This window comes from Neobacillus sp. CF12 (assembly GCF_030348765.1).
Lineage (GTDB): Bacteria > Bacillota > Bacilli > Bacillales > Cytobacillaceae > Neobacillus.
On the sequence record NZ_JAUCEU010000007.1, the window covers coordinates 5,196,742 to 5,212,542 of the forward strand.

The following is a 15,801-nucleotide window of genomic DNA, read 5'->3' on the forward strand; positions in this document are numbered from 1 at the left end:
AAAAAAATTAGATTGATAGGTTGCAAAAAAAATATAAACTTAGTATACTAGTCATCGTGAACTTCTTGAAATTAGGTACCTATTAATTACTTAAAGGGTTAGGACCTCTCTGGACTAACTTTCCCCCGTGGTAATTACGCAGGCACCGTCAATATAAGGATTTCAGGAATGAAGCGAAAATGTTTAGAGGGGGAAAAATGAATATGGAAACAATGGGACGTCACGTGATCTCTGAATTATGGGGATGCGATTTTGAAAAATTGAATGATATGAATTTTATTGAACAAACTTTTGTCGAAGCAGCTCTTAAATCAGGTGCGGAAATTCGCGAGGTTGCATTTCATAAATTTGCACCACAAGGCGTAAGCGGTGTTGTTATTATTTCTGAATCGCACTTAACAATTCACAGTTTTCCTGAGCACGGCTATGCAAGCATTGATGTTTATACTTGCGGCGATTTAAACCCAAATGTAGCAGCAGATTATATTGCAGAAGCTTTGAATGCACAAACTCGTGAAAATATTGAAATTCCACGTGGTATGGGTCCTGTTCATGTAAAACAGGCAAAAGCTCTTTAATTCTAAAATAAAAAACGACGAGAGGTGTATTTTTAGTACACCTCTTTTTATTTTTTTCTCAAAGTATTGTAAACTAAGGGTAAAGTATATTTCTGGAGGCTGCACATGTCTATAATTCGTGACTTATTTATTCGTTTTACTAAAAAAATCGAAACGACTGATGATCAAAAGGATAGTTCATTAAGTACACATTATTACAAAGCAACATTCAATCAAGTTTTTCAATCCGTTGAGGAATTATTTAAGCAAGATGCAGATTGTCGAATTGTTACGGTTTCCAAAGATCATGGAGAGATTGCGGTGGAAGTTAATAAACCAATACCTTGTTTCTTAATCGTAACGGTGATATCTGTTAGAGGTATGGAAACAGCTGTTGACTTTAATATTTCTTCTGAAAAGTTTTCACCGATTGGCCTGTATCCGATTTTAAGAAAAAGATTAATTTCCTATTACGAGAAAATGAACAAAGTACATACTCTTGTCAGAATTGGAAAAAGCTCATAATACTTCTTGTGTTACCGTTTTCTTTTGAATAAGATAAAAGAATAGATATTTATACTTATGTATGGATTGATTTGGGAGTTGATCAAATGAAGTGCCCTTCATGTCAAAATTATGGTACACGTGTGCTTGATTCCCGGCCGGTAGATGAGGGTCGTGCAACCCGAAGAAGGCGAGAGTGTGAAGAATGTGGATATCGTTTCACGACATTCGAAAAGATTGAAGAAATTCCACTTATTGTCGTCAAAAAGGAAGGTACTAGGGAAGAATTCAGCCGTGATAAAATTTTACGAGGCTTAATCAAAGCGTGTGAAAAACGCCCTGTTGCTTTAAAAGAATTAGAAGATATTACCCAAGGGGTAGAAAAGGAACTACGCAGTCAAGGAATTTCAGAGATAAAAAGTGAATTGATTGGTGAAATGGTCATGGACAGGCTTGCACATGTGGATGAAGTGGCATATGTGCGCTTTGCCTCTGTTTACCGTCAATTTAAAGATATAAATGTTTTTATTCAAGAATTAAAAGAACTGATAAACAAGGAGAAATCCTAAGGAGCTAAAGAACGTCTTTGGCTCTTTATTACTTTTTATTAAAGGGTGAATGTAATGGCGCAGCATTGGCAGGAATTGATTCCGATTGACCGTTACCTTGTTACGTCAAGTGGATTGCTGCATGAATATGATCGTAAAGTGCTTACTTTTTTGTATCAGCCCTTAATCGGCTCAACATGTTTGAGCTTATATATGACACTTTGGGCTGAACTTGATGAAAATAGATTGTGGTCTGAATCCTCCACCCATCATTTATTGATGAATTTATTAAGTGTCAATTTAAAGGATATACATGAGGCAAGATTGAAACTAGAGGGGATTGGGCTATTAAAAACCTATGTAAAAACAGATGAAAGCGGACGTTCTTTCATTTATGAAATCCACCCCCCGCTAAACCCGGAGCAATTCTTCCTTGATGGTATGCTAAATATTTATTTATATCGAAAAATAGGGAAGAATCATTTTTCAAGACTAAAACGATTTTTTAGCATCCCCAAAAAGCCAATGGAAGAAGATTATTTGGATGTGACAAGAGCGTTTCAGGATGTGTTTGCTTCTGCAACGCCTGGCAGTCTTCAGTATATGCAGGAGCATTCCGAAGACTTGGAGGCAGAACCTGCTCAAGAATTTATTGGGAGATCAGATCAAAAACCAATTCAAATTGACACTTCAACCTTTGATTTTGAGATGTTAATGGCCGGTCTTAATGAATCACTAGTCCCTCAAAAGTCACTTACTAAAAAGGTTAAAGAGGTTGTTAGCAACCTTGCCTTTCTCTATGGTATTAGTCCTATTGAAATGAAGAACTTTATTCTAGGGGCTATTAATGAAAACGATGAAATTGATATCGAGGATCTTCGAAAAGGTGCACGAGATTGGTATCAATTTGAAAATTATGATCAACTCCCGAGTTTGATCAATCGAACACAGCCGGCTGTACATCAGGTTCAATTAACGGAACCTAAGACTCAAGAAGAAAAATTAATTCGTTATTATGAAACTACACCGCCGATTGTCACTTTTAAGGAACTATCAGGCGGGGTAGAACCTTCTGTGGCGAATTTAAAAATATTAGAAGAAATCATGATAAAATATAAACTTCCACCTGGCGTTGTAAATGTATTAATTGAAGTTGTGCTGAGAAAAACGGACATGAAATTTACAAAGAATTTTGTTGAATCCATTGCCAGCCACTGGGCACGACTTAAAATAAAGACAGTGAAGGACGCAATGGAGGCTGCTAGAAAAGAAGAACGCAGCTTTAAAGAGAGTAAAAAGACAGGGAAAGCTACGAACAAAAAACCAATTCGAACAGAGGTCTTACCGGATTGGTTTGAAGAGAATGGAAAAGAGAGTGTAAAAGATTCGAAGCAGGATGACCCAGATCTTGAAGCGAAAAAACGTTCCATTGAAGAAAAACTAAAAGCCTTTCGAAAATAGAGGGTGAGGATAATTGGAAAAAATAAATCGAACACTTAAGCGTTTAGCCTCAAATGAAAGTTTTCAGAAGCGCTATGAAGAGCAGCGGAAGCAAGTGCTAAATCACCCTGAAATTCATGCCTTTCTGACAGAGCATCAAAATGAACTAGATCAGGGTACGATTGAAAAAAGCATGAGTAAGCTTTATGAATATACCCAGCAAAGTATAGAATGTAATCGGTGCGAGAGTCTGGAGGGTTGTGTGAATTTCATGAAAGGCTTTCACCCTGATTTGGTGCTGGTTCGTAATTCAATCGATGTTGTTTATAAACGCTGCCCTAGAAAAGTTATGGCGGATGAACAAAAGAAAAACCAAAAGCTTATCAAAAGTCTATACGTGCCAAGAGACATATTGGAAGCTACCTTTGAGGACTTTGAGGGTGACTTGGGTCGTTTAGATGCGGGGGATAAGGCGGCTACGTTTTTAATGAATTACGAGGCAGGTCTTAAGCCTAAGGGGTTATATCTATATGGTAAGTTTGGTGTGGGGAAATCTTATTTATTAGGAGCCATTGCCAACGAGTTAGCTAAAAAGCAAATTACATCCATGATTGTTTATGTTCCAGAACTGCTGCGCGAGATGAAAAGTGCGATTGGTGATAATTCTTTAAATGAAAAAATTGAAGCTTTAAAGAAAGAGCCAATCTTAATGCTTGATGATATTGGTGCTGAAGCTGTTTCCAGCTGGACAAGGGATGAAGTATTGGGACCAATCCTTCAATTTAGAATGCTCGAAAAGCTTCCAACCTTTTTCACTTCAAATTTTGATTTTCAGGGCCTTGAGCACCATTTAACCTACAGTCAGCGTGGTGAAGAGGAAAAGATGAAGGCGCGGAGAATCATGGAAAGAATTCGAAGTTTAAGTGATCCCGTCCTCGTTGATGGACCAAATCGCCGTGATTAAATAGAACTTTATAGAGGATTACCGATATATTTTCGGTAATCCTCTATTTTTTTTTACAATATAGCTGTAACTGTACTGACATAACTTCTATTTTGGCCAAGTCCCCCATATAAATAGTAAAACAGAGTATGGGTTAGAGGGGGGATTTGGTTGGCAGAAATCATCTTCCGAAGCAAGATGGATGCGAAGAGGTTTTATGATCACTTGCTGAAGTGCTTACGATATAATTCAAATAATCAAGATATTCTTCATTTCGAAGATCGACATATAGTAAAGATTTTGGAAAGCAAGACAGGGCATGAAGAGGTCAAAAGAGCATTTTATGAATTTATTATAAAAATAAAGCGTGATGATTGGTTTATTGCAATATTACAAGAGCAATATTTTTTCGAGGATCCAGAAGAGCAGCAGCTTATCATGGAGATTATTTATTCTGTTCTGGAAGGGCAGCGGGAGGAATTAGCTGTTTTAATTAAGGCGAACGGAGAAGAAGCAAAAATTCGAGATGCTGTTGAGGAAATTTTTCAAGACCATGTCTCTTTTTCGTTTGATTCCTTTCTTAAATTTCGGTTGCGTCCTTATTTAAAAATGTTAGAAAGTTACGTGGAAATAGCAATAGACGAGTACAAGATGGAGCAAGAATATCAAATGTTTATCCAAACATTACGCGACTTTTTAGCAGGCCGGGAGCCAAAAATGGACACGCTGCATCTGTTGTTTGATGAGGAAATCACTTTCTTTGATGAGCAATTTGAAGAGATAAAGAGGGGAGACTTGGTGCGAATGATAGACCGGAAACTTTTATTCAACCACCCGGTGTATGTAGATTCTGCTTCGATTGCACCTTTATTATCCATCGCACCTAAGACCATTTTACTCTACACAAAAAATCCAGAGGAACCGCTGATAAGGACCATTAAAAACATTTTTGAAGAGAGAGTATTAATCAAATCATTCAAGGGTTTGCGTCATATAAAAGAATGGATTCACAAGGAGAACTCCGCAAACGAAAATGGGGCTTGAAAAATAGTGTGAAAATTGTATGCTTGGTGTATTGATTTTTGAAATTAGAATCATTATAATACAGTACATAGTCAGAAATGCTGAAGCGCCTTGTCTGGCCCGACAAGCATAAGACGAGCGCTGACAGAAGGCGCTCTTTGCCTTCCGAAGCGATTGGCTTATGACTCGAGGGGCTAGGCGCTGAAGCTAGACATCAATATATCAAGCAAAAGTAATGATAAGGACAATAGTATTTATTCACGGTTACCAGAGAGGGAGGACGCAGGCTGAAAGCCTCCTAGCACGGATTGAATGCTTACCACCTTTAAACTTCAGCGGTGAACGCTTCTTTGAAGTGAGTAATCGCCTGACGGGAAACAGCCCGTTACCCTGTCCTAAAGTCATTTTTAAAGCTACTTTTTTAAAAATGAAAAATTGGGTGGAACCACGTGTTTATTAAACTCGTCCCTTTTCCAGGGACGGGTTTTTTTATTTTTAAGCAGCCTGTTATTAAGGCGCTCTACATTTTAAAGGAGGAGTTACCATGTCAGACGTTGTTAAGATTTCGTTTCCAGATGGAGCAGTAAAGGAGTTCCCTCGTGGAACAACAACGGAAGATATTGCCGCTTCCATCTCCCCGGGACTGAAGAAAAAAGCAATTGCCGGGAAATGGAATGGACAATTATTTGATCTTCGCCGTCCAGTCATAGAAGACGGTTCCATAGAAATCGTTGTACCAGAATCAAAGGAAGCCTTGGAGATATTACGTCATAGTACTGCCCACTTAATGGCACAAGCGATTAAAAGACTTTATGGAAAAGAAGTAAATCTTGGAGTAGGACCAGTTATCGAAGGTGGCTTTTATTATGATATCGACCTTGAAGAATCAATCACTCCAGAGGACCTTCCAAAAATAGAAAAAGAAATGGCGAAAATCGTCAACGAAAACATTGAAATCGTCCGTAAAGAAGTAAGCCGTGCCGAAGCAGTGCAGTTCTTCAAAGCTGAGGGTGATCCTTACAAGCTGGAACTAATTGAGGCGATTCCGGATGAGGAAACAGTAACAATCTACGAACAAGGTGAGTTTGCAGACCTGTGCCGTGGTGTTCATGTTCCTTCAACTGGAAAAATAAAAGAGTTCAAATTGTTAAGCATCGCAGGAGCTTACTGGCGTGGAGATAGCAAAAACAAAATGCTTCAGCGTATTTATGGTACAGCTTTCTTCAAGAAAGAGGATTTGAAGGAGCACCTTCGCTTACTAGAAGAAGCGAAAGAGCGGGATCATCGAAAGATTGGAAAAGAGTTAAACCTATTTACTAGCTCACAATTAGTTGGTCAGGGGCTGCCATTATGGCTTCCAAAAGGTGCAACAATTCGCCGAGTTGTTGAAAGATATATCGTTGATAAAGAGCAGCGTCTTGGCTATGACCACGTTTATACTCCAATCATGGGAAGCGTTGATTTATACAAAACTTCCGGTCATTGGGATCATTACCAGGAAGATATGTTCCCGATAATGGATATGGATAACGAGCAATTGGTTCTTCGTCCAATGAACTGTCCACACCACATGATGGTATACAAGAATGCGATTCACAGCTATCGTGAACTTCCAATCCGGATTGCTGAACTTGGAACGATGCACCGTTATGAAATGTCTGGTGCTTTATCAGGTTTACAGCGTGTTCGTGGAATGACTTTAAATGATGCACATATATTTGTTCGACCAGACCAAATCAAAGACGAATTTAAACGGGTTGTTAATCTTGTATTAGAAGTATACAAAGATTTCAACATTAATGACTATTCCTTCCGTCTGTCCTACCGTGATCCACAAGATACTGAAAAGTATTTCGATGATGACGCAATGTGGGAAAAAGCGCAAAGTATGCTGAAGGAAGCAATGGATGACCTCGGTCTGGATTATTATGAAGCTGAAGGGGAAGCTGCTTTCTACGGTCCAAAGCTTGATGTTCAAGTTAAGACTGCATTAGGTAAAGAGGAAACTCTATCTACAGTTCAATTAGACTTCTTGCTCCCTGAACGTTTTGATTTAAATTATGTTGGTGAAGATGGCAAGCAGCACCGCCCAGTTGTTATCCACCGTGGAGTCGTTTCAACAATGGAACGCTTTGTAGCCTTCTTAATTGAAGAATACAAAGGGGCATTCCCAACTTGGTTAGCTCCCGTCCAAGTACAGGTGATACCTGTTTCACCAGAAGCACACTTTGATTTTGCGAAACAGGTACAGGAGCAGCTTCAAAATGAAGGCTTCCGCGTTGAATTAGATGGCCGTAATGAAAAAATTGGCTACAAAATCAGAGAAGCACAAATGCAAAAAATCCCATATATGCTCGTTGTCGGCGACAAAGAAGTAGAAGAAAATGCCGTTAACGTCCGCAAATACGGAGAACAAAAGTCAGCAACAGAGCCATTTGGACAATTTCTCGAGTCATTAAAAGCAGAAGTAAAAAGAGGATAACTTAGTAAAGGGAGATTCGTCTCCCTTTTTTACTTTGAAAAAAGAAAAAATTTCTATTGAATAATTTTTCGTTTCTTGATAGAATGAATTTCGTTGCCATATGAAATGCAATGCATGTTTGACATTACGTCTTTGCTTATGTTATAGTAACTAAGGAAAATTGAATACTAGTTTTGGGAAAAGAAGAAGCACCCGCTTCTCACCTGATTGACGCAATTGGCAGTTGGCAGGTTTTACGTGAACTCTTTAGTTTATTACTTTTGTTTCGTAAAGTGTGGGTGTATTACATCCGCACTTTTTTATTTGTAAAAAACAAAGCATTTAAAAAAGTTGTTCATTTCTTGCCGAAACAGCAAAAGCGTCTCAAAGTCATTCAAGTGACTTTCTTGACCCGAAAGTTGTATTCGTGAAAACCTTGGAGGTGGCTAATTATTAGCAAAGACATGTTGTTAAATGAGGGTATCCGCGCTCGCGAAGTTCGCTTAATTGATCAAAACGGCGAACAATTGGGGATTAAAACCAAATTTGAAGCGCTGGAGATTGCCGGACGAGTGAATCTTGACTTGGTACTAGTTGCACCAAATGCGAAACCTCCGGTAGCCCGAATTATGGACTATGGCAAATTTAAATTCGAGAATCAAAAGAAAGAAAAAGAAGCTCGAAAAAATCAAAAGATTATTGTTACAAAAGAAGTTCGTCTAAGCCCAACAATTGATGAGCATGACTTTAATACAAAACTTCGCAATGCGATTAAGTTTTTGGAAAAAGGCGACAAGGTAAAAGCTTCAATCCGCTTCAAGGGCCGGGCGATTACCCATAAAGAAATCGGTCAGCGAGTGTTGGACCGTTTTGCTACTGAGTGCAAGGAAGTTGCAACCATCGAGTCTCATCCAAAAATGGATGGACGAAGCATGTTCCTCGTTCTAGCACCTAAAACTGAAAAGTAATAAGGAGGACTATCCCAATGCCAAAAATGAAAACTCACCGTGGCGCTGCAAAGCGTTTCAAGAAAACTGGTTCTGGTAAACTGAAGCGTTCTCACGCTTATACTAGCCACTTATTTGCAAACAAATCTACTAAAGCTAAGCGTAAGCTTCGTAAAGCGTCTCTAGTTTCTAAGGGCGATTTCAAACGCATTCGTTTCTTATTAACAAATCTTAAGTAATCTCGAACGATTGATATATAGGAGGGAAATTCAATGCCACGTGTAAAAGGCGGTACTGTAACGCGTAAGCGTCGTAAAAAAGTTATTAAATTAGCAAAAGGTTATTATGGTTCAAAACATACATTATATAAAGTAGCAAACCAACAGGTTATGAAATCTTTAATGTATGCATTCCGCGATCGTCGCCAGAAGAAGCGCGACTTCCGTAAACTTTGGATTACTCGTATCAACGCAGCAGCTCGTATGAACGGTCTTTCTTACAGCCGTTTAATGCATGGTTTAAAGCTTGCTGGTATCGAAGTAAACCGCAAGATGCTTGCTGAATTAGCAGTAAGTGATGCAAACGCATTTGCTGAATTAGCAAACGTTGCAAAACAACAACAGAAATAATAATGAAGCCATTCTCCATGGGAGGATGGCTTTTTCTATAAGGGAGATGGGGAATTGAGTACCATTTTTGTAGTGTATATCATCATGAATCTGATTGGTTTGATTGTGATGAAGATAGATAAAGAGCGAGCAAAAAATCACCAATACCGGATTAGTGAAAAAACATTGTGGCTAATTGCTATATTTGGCGGTGCTGTTGGTACAACAGCAGGAATGCAACTTTTTAGGCATAAAACAAAGCACATGCCTTTTAAATGGGGCTTTCCATTACTAGCCGCAGCAGAAATCATTCTTTTAGGCTATTTTTACAGTTTGTAGACATAACAGCATGGTCCTATTTATATGCTTAATTAACAAGAAAGATTAACACCGAGGGGGCTTTGTTTTATGAATGAGGACTTGTCTTTGCTGTTAATCATGGTGGAGGCTGGCGGTATTTTTGCACCATTGGCTTTCATGCTATTTCATCTGTTAAGATCGTTCTTATTTATTCCTGTCTCGGTCGTCGTCATTGCTGGAGGCGTGTTATTTGGAACTATATGGGGGACTATTTATTCGGTCATCGGTTTAATGGGAGTCAGTATCTTTTTCTATGCTTTTATTGATAGAATGCCAAAAACACAGGAGCGGATTATTAAAATTAAAAACCGATGGTTCGGAGAATATCGCAACCTTACTGTTGGTCAAATTGCCATTTTGAGACTAATTCCATTTGTCCACTATCACCTCTTAAGCTTTTGTTTAAAACAAAGAAAACCTAAATTTAAAGAGTACATGAAGGCGTCTTTCGTAACGAATATTCCAATCGCATTTTTCTTTACCATCTTTGGTGAATATATAAGTTCGTTTAGCCCTATTTTTATCGTAATGACTTTATTTGGATTAACTGGTCTTGTTTATCTTTTAAGAGAAAAGCAGAATGTGATCAAATGGAACGCTTTTTTTAAAAGAACAAAAGAAAAAGCCGCTGGCTAAGCGGCTATTTTTGATGCAAAAATTCATGAATCGGACTTTTCCAATTAATTTGCGCAACTGGATATTTTTCGTGAATCTTTTCCTCGATAAAATAAAAGTCTTCCTTGGCCATGCCTTTAATGGAAGAGGTTTGATCCGGCCAAAGAGAAATGGAAACAACATCTATCGTGTTTTTGGAAGCACCTAAGTATTTTTCTCCCGTAAAGACAGCACCATTGTAGGTGATTTGGAAATTTTTCACAACCTCCTTATTGTCTATTAGTAAGAAACGTTTGTGTTTTCGCGCTGCTTCTAATTTACGTGTAGGTTTAAGGAAGTATTTAATACTTACAAAAATTATGAAAATGAATAAGAAAAGTAACACTATACGCAGCAGCCAAACCATGGTCATGCCTCCTAGTACTTTTAACTACTTTACGATTGAGAAAGAGAAAAGTTTCATTCTTTCCACACTTTGGTATAATTTTTGCTAAGGGAATAGTATATTAACGATTTATTACAAAATTAAGTGTTTTATTCTTCATACATAATAGAATGGAACAAAACAAAAATCGGGGGATTGTAATGGAATATAAAGTGAAAATTAAGTTGATAAATAATGAAGCAAAATTACCGTATCGTGCAAATGAAGGTGACGCTGGCATGGATTTATTTTCTATTGAGGAAAAGATAATCAAGGCTGGAGAATCCGAATTAATACGAACAGGAATACAAATGGAATTACCTGAAGGAACAGAGGCACAGATTAGACCTAGAAGTGGATTAGCTTTAAAACATTCTATTACAGTACTAAATAGCCCAGGAACGATTGATGAGGGATACAGAGGCGAAATCCAGGTGATTTTAATAAACCACGGGAAAGAAGATTTTAAGGTAGAGAAACAGATGAGAATTGCTCAGATGGTTATAACTCCAGTAATACAGGTTAAACTTGAAAGAACAGAGGTTTTATCCAACACGGAAAGAGATAAAGGTGGGTTCGGTTCATCAGGTGAATAAATAAGCAAAGATCTATCATGGTTGTCCCATACATGATTGTGCAAGAGAAGTTATCCATAAATGAAAACCTTAATTTTGGATTATATCAAAATTAGGGTTTTTTTTATAATGTTTATCAATTGTTTTGAATTATTTTAAATAAAATTAATATTTTGTTTTACATTATTAAAGTTTATGTTAAACTATTATTAAATTAAGAAAAGGGGTGGTTGATGTGGATAGTAAAAATGTTCCAAGCTGGATTCTGTCTTTGGAGAGTGAGGATTTGGAATTTATTAAAAACTTTGTTCTGAATTCAGGTTCTCTAAAAGAAATCGCAAAGATTTATGAAGTCTCATATCCAACCGTAAGAATTAAACTAGATAGGCTAATTGAAAAAATAAAAATAAACGATGTCATAGATAACGAGGAATTTATCAAGTTTATCAAAAGGCTTTCAATTGATGATCGTATAAGCCTTGAGGATGCAAAATTGATTATTGAAAAATATAAACAAGAAAAGGATGAGAAGTAATGGTTGATTTTTATGGGGTTTTAATAGCTGCCGGTGTATTAGCTGTTCAATATTTTTTTTCAACTAGGAATAGTGTTTTTTGGGGGGCAATTATACCAGTAGCTTATATTGTTGTTTTAACATGGATGCTTGTAACAAGCCGTATTGAAAGTGCAATTGCCTTCATCCTAATACTGATTTTAGGGATACTTTTTCTTATTGCAGAATGGAATGGTGGTAGAAAGTATCTTCGTGAGAAAAGACGAAAAGAATTAGATAGAATGAAAACTCATGATATGTAATAGGGATTATGGAAATGGAAAAAGCATATTTTGCAAAAAATGAAGTAAATTATCAAAGACAGAATAACTATTAGATAAACCTTATTTTCTGTATAATAAAATTTGAGCATACATAAAGGGGGCGATACAATGGCTAATTTAGATGAGACTTTAACGATGTTAAAGGATTTAACCGATGCCAAAGGAATTCCCGGCAACGAGAGGGAAGTTCGCAAAGTAATGACGAAATACATAGCACCATATGCGGATGACGTAACGACAGACGGCCTTGGCAGTCTAATTGCCAAGAAGGTGGGAAAAGAGGGCGGTCCTAGAATTATCGTAGCTGGCCACTTAGATGAAGTTGGTTTCATGGTTACACAAATTGATGATAAGGGATTCCTTCGTTTTCAACCAGTTGGCGGCTGGTGGTCACAAGTTATGCTCGCTCAGCGTGTAACGATTGTGACAAAAAAGGGTGATATCCTTGGTGTTATTGGGTCAAAGCCTCCACACATATTATCGGTAGAAGCACGTAAGAAACCAGTAGAAATAAAAGATATGTTCATTGATATTGGTGCCTCTAGCCGTGAGGAAGCTCTTGGATGGGGTGTCCTTCCGGGAGATATGGTTGTACCATATTTCGAGTTTACGGTTATGAATAATGAAAAAATGCTTTTGGCAAAAGCATGGGATAACCGCATTGGCTGTGCGATTGCTATTGATGTATTGAAGCAGTTAAAGGGTGTGGAACATCCGAACGAGGTTTATGGACTCGGAACAACTCAAGAGGAAATCGGCTCACGTGGCGCCAAAACCTCTGCGGAGAAAATTAATCCTGATATCGGTTTTGCTGTCGATGTTGGTATTGCTGGAGATACACCTGGAATTTCTGAAAAAGAAGCAATGAGCAAAATGGGGAAAGGTCCACAAATCATTTTATACGATGCTACCCTTGTGGCACATAAAGGTTTGCGTGATTTTATTATTACCGTTGCTGATGAGATGAATATCCCTTATCAATTCGATGTTATTCCAGGAGGAGGGACAGATGCCGGTCCTATCCATACTTCACACACTGGAGTTCCGTCGATAGCCATAACGATTGCAACACGTTATATCCATTCACATGCAGCAATGCTACATCGTGATGACTATGAAAATGCAGTGAAACTGATTGTTGAAGTGATCAAGCGATTAGACCGGGAGACAGTTGATAAAATTACCTTTGAATAGAAATTGATGTCCTCGATATTATGTCGGGGACTTTTTTACTGGCGGATGGCGAGAAATACTGGCGGATAGCAAGAAATACTGGCGGATAGCGAGAAATACTGGCGGATGGCGAGAAATACTGGCGGATGGCGAGAAATACTGGCGGATGGCGTAGAAATACTGATGGATAGCGAGAAATACTGATGGATAGCGAGAAATACTGGCGGATGGCGAGAAATACTGGCGGATAATCATAAATAGAGCTGCCGAGTTCAAATCGGCAGCACCATACTAAATTACTTTAACCCATTTTCAAGTGTTGCAAGCATTTCCTTCTTTTCTTCCTCAGAGGAGTTCTTCCAAATAACCTCAAATAATACTCCTAAGCCTGGAAGCATTTTTTCCTCGCCATTTTGGATGGCGTCAACAATTGTATCTTCTAATTCATCTTGGGAGTTACCAGCAACATTGTGAATAATAGCATTGCGCAAATTTAAATTCATCATCACACACTCCTTATTAATCCTGTATTTCTTTAATATGATTTCTATATTTGGTTTTATTATGTATTTTTTTTGGGATATAATGAGAAAAAACACTAGAGGAGAACAAACTTGAAGCATATTGAATCCATTCAAAACCCTAAAGTAAAACAATGGAAAAAGCTGTTAACGAAAAAGGAGCGGGATAAATCCGGAACCTTCTTAGTTGAGGGCTTTCATTTAGTCGAAGAAGCATTAAAACAAAGTGAGCGTGTAATCGAAATTATCGTTTCTGATAAGACTGGTCTCCCGCCGCGCTGGGATTCTGGAGAAATACCCGTTACAATTGTTACGGAAGAAATATCAAATTCTCTTTCTGACACAGAGGCACCGCAAGGGATTTATGCGGTTTGCCGCCAGATTCTAATAGATGTACCGAATGCAAAGACGTACCTGCTAATTGATGCAGTACAAGATCCAGGAAACTTGGGTACGATGATTCGAACGGCTGACGCAGCTGGTATTGACGCAGTAATCGTAGGTAAGGGAAGCGTGGATGTATATAATTCAAAGGTACTTCGCTCGGGACAAGGCAGTCATTTTCACCTGCCCATCATAAGAGGCGATCTCAATGAGTGGATCGAAAAACTCAATGCGAAAAATATTTCGGTTTACGGTACAGCACTGGAAGGTGCATCTGCATATACTGATATTTCAACAGATGATTCCTTTGCCTTACTGGTTGGCAATGAAGGCAGCGGGGTTAACAAAGAACTTCTTGAAAAAACGACAGCAAACCTTTATATTCCCATCTACGGTAAAAGTGAATCACTCAATGTCGCAGTAGCAACAGGCATCCTGTTATATTTTTTTAAAAAATAGACGATACTAGTTTGAATCATTAAGTAAAATATTATATAATAATTTACATTATTGAAAATAACCAAAGACGTTGACGGAGAAAAGTATCTTATCAATGACCATTTAGGGAGAAAGTGCCGTGACTGAAAGCACTTTTATGGGCATGTTAAGAGAAGTTCACCTCCTGAGTTGGCATCGGGACCACGAAAGTACTTTCGTGTAAAGGTGCACCGGCCTATGCCGTTATCACAATCAAGCGAACACTTGTGTTTTTTACATACTGTGTTTACAAGGGTGGTACCGCGACTATAAACCTCGTCCCTTTCCAGGGATGGGGTTTTTTTGTTTTTCAAAAAGTCATTCACCATTATATGAAAATAAGGAGGAACTTCAAATGCAAGAACGTTTAAAGGAATTGCAGCAGGAAGCTATTCAAAGTATTGAACAGTCTTCAAGCTTAAAAGAATTAAATGACATTCGCGTTGCTTATTTAGGGAAAAAAGGACCAATCACGGAAGTACTTCGTGGAATGGGTAAACTTTCAGCCGAGGAGCGTCCAATGATGGGGGCACTCGCAAATGAAGTCCGTGAAGCCATTGCGACCACATTAGAAGCAAAACAAAAGGGTCTAGAGGAAGCGGCTGTATTAGAGAAACTAGCTTCTGAGTCGATTGATGTAACACTTCCAGGAAGACCGGTTAAAGTTGGTAACCACCATCCACTAACAAGAATCATTGAAGAAATTGAAGATTTATTTATTGGTATGGGTTATCAAGTGGCTGAAGGACCTGAAGTAGAGCAGGATTATTATAACTTTGAGGCTCTTAATTTACCAAAGGGTCATCCGGCACGCGATATGCAGGATTCCTTCTATATTACAGATGAAATTTTACTGCGCACGCATACATCGCCAGTACAGGCACGGACAATGGAAAAGAACCAGGGTAAAGGCCCAATCAAAATCATCTGCCCAGGTAAAGTGTACCGCCGTGATAATGATGATGCGACACACTCTCACCAGTTCATGCAAATTGAAGGTCTCGTTGTCGGCGAGAATATCCGTATGAGTGACCTAAAAGGCACTTTAGAGGTTTTTGCAAAGAAAATGTTTGGTGAAGACCGTGAAATCAGATTACGACCAAGTTTCTTCCCGTTTACAGAGCCTTCTGTTGAGATGGATATTTCTTGCATGATTTGCGGCGGACATGGCTGTAATGTTTGTAAGAAAACAGGCTGGATTGAGATTCTTGGAGCAGGAATGGTTCATCCAAACGTCCTTGAAATGGCTGGCTATGATTCTAAAAAATACACTGGATTTGCATTTGGAATGGGACCAGAGCGAATTGCCATGTTGAAATACGGCGTTGATGATATTCGTCATTTCTATACAAATGATGTACGGTTCTTAAAACAATTTTCTAAACATGAGTAGAGGAGGAGCAT

General features: G+C 38.3%; 21 protein-coding genes and 2 other annotated features. Of the genes, 18 read left to right on the forward strand and 3 right to left on the reverse strand.

Annotated elements, in window-relative coordinates:
• Positions 1–203: 203 nt before the first annotated feature.
• The 12 genes from speD to QUG14_RS24825 all read left to right on the forward strand — a co-directional run bounded on the left by speD (position 204) and on the right by QUG14_RS24825 (position 10,027).
• Positions 204–578, forward strand: a complete 375-nt coding sequence (gene speD / locus QUG14_RS24770) for an adenosylmethionine decarboxylase (RefSeq protein ID WP_095248884.1) — start codon at positions 204–206, stop codon at positions 576–578.
• A gap of 105 nt (positions 579–683) precedes the next feature.
• A complete protein-coding gene (locus QUG14_RS24775) occupies positions 684–1,082 on the forward strand; it encodes a hypothetical protein (RefSeq protein ID WP_289343125.1) in 399 nt (132 codons plus the stop codon).
• Positions 1,083–1,168: 86 nt separating this feature from the next.
• Positions 1,169–1,630 (forward strand): transcriptional regulator NrdR, encoded by a 462-nt coding sequence (nrdR, locus tag QUG14_RS24780; RefSeq protein WP_045523558.1) that lies wholly within the window; start codon positions 1,169–1,171, stop codon positions 1,628–1,630.
• 54 nt (positions 1,631–1,684) lie between these two features.
• A complete protein-coding gene (locus tag QUG14_RS24785) occupies positions 1,685–3,070 on the forward strand; it encodes a replication initiation and membrane attachment family protein (RefSeq protein ID WP_289343126.1) in 1,386 nt (461 codons plus the stop codon).
• A gap of 13 nt (positions 3,071–3,083) precedes the next feature.
• On the forward strand, positions 3,084–4,013 hold the full coding sequence (gene dnaI, locus QUG14_RS24790) for a primosomal protein DnaI (protein WP_289343127.1): 930 nt from the start codon (positions 3,084–3,086) through the stop codon (positions 4,011–4,013).
• Positions 4,014–4,163: 150 nt separating this feature from the next.
• Positions 4,164–5,036 (forward strand): putative sporulation protein YtxC, encoded by an 873-nt coding sequence (gene ytxC, locus QUG14_RS24795; RefSeq protein ID WP_289343128.1) that lies wholly within the window; start codon positions 4,164–4,166, stop codon positions 5,034–5,036.
• Between the two features lie 523 nt (positions 5,037–5,559).
• A complete protein-coding gene (gene thrS / locus QUG14_RS24800; protein ID WP_289343129.1) occupies positions 5,560–7,497 on the forward strand; it encodes a threonine--tRNA ligase in 1,938 nt (645 codons plus the stop codon).
• Positions 7,498–7,671: 174 nt separating this feature from the next.
• Positions 7,672–7,804 (forward strand) — a sequence feature (ribosomal protein L20 leader region).
• 136 nt (positions 7,805–7,940) lie between these two features.
• On the forward strand, positions 7,941–8,444 hold the full coding sequence (gene infC / locus QUG14_RS24805; protein ID WP_034676878.1) for a translation initiation factor IF-3: 504 nt from the start codon (positions 7,941–7,943) through the stop codon (positions 8,442–8,444).
• Between the two features lie 17 nt (positions 8,445–8,461).
• Complete coding sequence (rpmI, locus tag QUG14_RS24810) at positions 8,462–8,662, forward strand: 50S ribosomal protein L35 (protein ID WP_034676880.1); 201 nt, start codon at positions 8,462–8,464, stop codon at positions 8,660–8,662.
• 33 nt (positions 8,663–8,695) lie between these two features.
• Positions 8,696–9,052: a 50S ribosomal protein L20 gene (gene rplT, locus QUG14_RS24815; protein ID WP_132093038.1), complete on the forward strand. Its 357-nt coding sequence runs from the start codon at positions 8,696–8,698 to the stop codon at positions 9,050–9,052.
• 54 nt (positions 9,053–9,106) lie between these two features.
• The gene (locus QUG14_RS24820) at positions 9,107–9,370 is read left to right on the forward strand and encodes a DUF1294 domain-containing protein (RefSeq protein ID WP_483310756.1); all 264 of its coding nucleotides are present in this window, start codon (positions 9,107–9,109) and stop codon (positions 9,368–9,370) included.
• 69 nt (positions 9,371–9,439) lie between these two features.
• The gene (locus QUG14_RS24825) at positions 9,440–10,027 is read left to right on the forward strand and encodes a TVP38/TMEM64 family protein (RefSeq protein WP_289343130.1); all 588 of its coding nucleotides are present in this window, start codon (positions 9,440–9,442) and stop codon (positions 10,025–10,027) included.
• A 4-nt stretch (positions 10,028–10,031) separates the two neighbouring features.
• Here the strand turns inward: QUG14_RS24825 and QUG14_RS24830 are convergent, their stop codons facing one another.
• Complete coding sequence (locus QUG14_RS24830) at positions 10,032–10,412, reverse strand: sigma-w pathway protein ysdB (protein WP_289343131.1); 381 nt, start codon at positions 10,410–10,412, stop codon at positions 10,032–10,034.
• A 179-nt stretch (positions 10,413–10,591) separates the two neighbouring features.
• Between QUG14_RS24830 and dut the strand changes: the two genes are divergently transcribed.
• From dut to QUG14_RS24850, 4 genes are all read left to right on the forward strand, one after another.
• Complete coding sequence (gene dut / locus QUG14_RS24835) at positions 10,592–11,026, forward strand: dUTP diphosphatase (RefSeq protein ID WP_289343132.1); 435 nt, start codon at positions 10,592–10,594, stop codon at positions 11,024–11,026.
• Between the two features lie 214 nt (positions 11,027–11,240).
• Entirely contained in the window at positions 11,241–11,540 is a 300-nt protein-coding gene (locus QUG14_RS24840; protein ID WP_289343133.1) for a DUF2089 family protein, read from the forward strand.
• Complete coding sequence (locus QUG14_RS24845; protein ID WP_289343134.1) at positions 11,540–11,821, forward strand: hypothetical protein; 282 nt, start codon at positions 11,540–11,542, stop codon at positions 11,819–11,821. The genes QUG14_RS24840 and QUG14_RS24845 overlap by 1 nt, the downstream gene beginning before the upstream one ends.
• Positions 11,822–11,950: 129 nt before the next feature.
• Positions 11,951–13,036, forward strand: coding sequence for a M42 family metallopeptidase (locus QUG14_RS24850; protein WP_289343135.1), 1,086 nt, complete (start codon positions 11,951–11,953; stop codon positions 13,034–13,036).
• A gap of 18 nt (positions 13,037–13,054) precedes the next feature.
• On the opposite strand, the gene QUG14_RS24855 is transcribed toward QUG14_RS24850, so the two are convergent.
• Positions 13,055–13,291: a hypothetical protein gene (locus QUG14_RS24855; protein WP_289343136.1), complete on the reverse strand. Its 237-nt coding sequence runs from the start codon at positions 13,289–13,291 to the stop codon at positions 13,055–13,057.
• Between the two features lie 20 nt (positions 13,292–13,311).
• Positions 13,312–13,518 (reverse strand): small acid-soluble spore protein SspI, encoded by a 207-nt coding sequence (gene sspI, locus QUG14_RS24860; protein WP_289343137.1) that lies wholly within the window; start codon positions 13,516–13,518, stop codon positions 13,312–13,314.
• A gap of 111 nt (positions 13,519–13,629) precedes the next feature.
• On the opposite strand from sspI, the gene QUG14_RS24865 reads away from it, so the two are divergent.
• The gene (locus QUG14_RS24865; protein WP_289343138.1) at positions 13,630–14,379 is read left to right on the forward strand and encodes a TrmH family RNA methyltransferase; all 750 of its coding nucleotides are present in this window, start codon (positions 13,630–13,632) and stop codon (positions 14,377–14,379) included.
• Between the two features lie 61 nt (positions 14,380–14,440).
• Positions 14,441–14,684: a binding site (T-box leader), on the forward strand.
• A 68-nt stretch (positions 14,685–14,752) separates the two neighbouring features.
• Positions 14,753–15,790, forward strand: coding sequence for a phenylalanine--tRNA ligase subunit alpha (gene pheS, locus QUG14_RS24870; protein ID WP_289343139.1), 1,038 nt, complete (start codon positions 14,753–14,755; stop codon positions 15,788–15,790).
• The last annotated feature ends 11 nt before the right edge of the window (positions 15,791–15,801 follow it).

Excerpts from the sequence above, each read along its gene's own strand:
- pheS (WP_289343139.1), top strand. The coding sequence starts at position 14,753 with ATGCAAGAACGTTTAAAGGAATTGCAGCAGGAAGCTATTCAAAGTATT.
- QUG14_RS24830 (WP_289343131.1), bottom strand. The coding sequence starts at position 10,412 with ATGGTTTGGCTGCTGCGTATAGTGTTACTTTTCTTATTCATTTTCATA.
- thrS (WP_289343129.1), top strand. The coding sequence starts at position 5,560 with ATGTCAGACGTTGTTAAGATTTCGTTTCCAGATGGAGCAGTAAAGGAG.
- QUG14_RS24845 (WP_289343134.1), top strand. The coding sequence starts at position 11,540 with ATGGTTGATTTTTATGGGGTTTTAATAGCTGCCGGTGTATTAGCTGTT.
- QUG14_RS24785 (WP_289343126.1), top strand. The coding sequence starts at position 1,685 with ATGGCGCAGCATTGGCAGGAATTGATTCCGATTGACCGTTACCTTGTT.
- rpmI (WP_034676880.1), top strand. The coding sequence starts at position 8,462 with ATGCCAAAAATGAAAACTCACCGTGGCGCTGCAAAGCGTTTCAAGAAA.
- speD (WP_095248884.1), top strand. The coding sequence starts at position 204 with ATGGAAACAATGGGACGTCACGTGATCTCTGAATTATGGGGATGCGAT.
- QUG14_RS24850 (WP_289343135.1), top strand. The coding sequence starts at position 11,951 with ATGGCTAATTTAGATGAGACTTTAACGATGTTAAAGGATTTAACCGAT.
- infC (WP_034676878.1), top strand. The coding sequence starts at position 7,941 with ATGTTGTTAAATGAGGGTATCCGCGCTCGCGAAGTTCGCTTAATTGAT.
- dut (WP_289343132.1), top strand. The coding sequence starts at position 10,592 with ATGGAATATAAAGTGAAAATTAAGTTGATAAATAATGAAGCAAAATTA.
- rplT (WP_132093038.1), top strand. The coding sequence starts at position 8,696 with ATGCCACGTGTAAAAGGCGGTACTGTAACGCGTAAGCGTCGTAAAAAA.
- sspI (WP_289343137.1), bottom strand. The coding sequence starts at position 13,518 with ATGAATTTAAATTTGCGCAATGCTATTATTCACAATGTTGCTGGTAAC.
- QUG14_RS24825 (WP_289343130.1), top strand. The coding sequence starts at position 9,440 with ATGAATGAGGACTTGTCTTTGCTGTTAATCATGGTGGAGGCTGGCGGT.
- QUG14_RS24775 (WP_289343125.1), top strand. The coding sequence starts at position 684 with ATGTCTATAATTCGTGACTTATTTATTCGTTTTACTAAAAAAATCGAA.
- nrdR (WP_045523558.1), top strand. The coding sequence starts at position 1,169 with ATGAAGTGCCCTTCATGTCAAAATTATGGTACACGTGTGCTTGATTCC.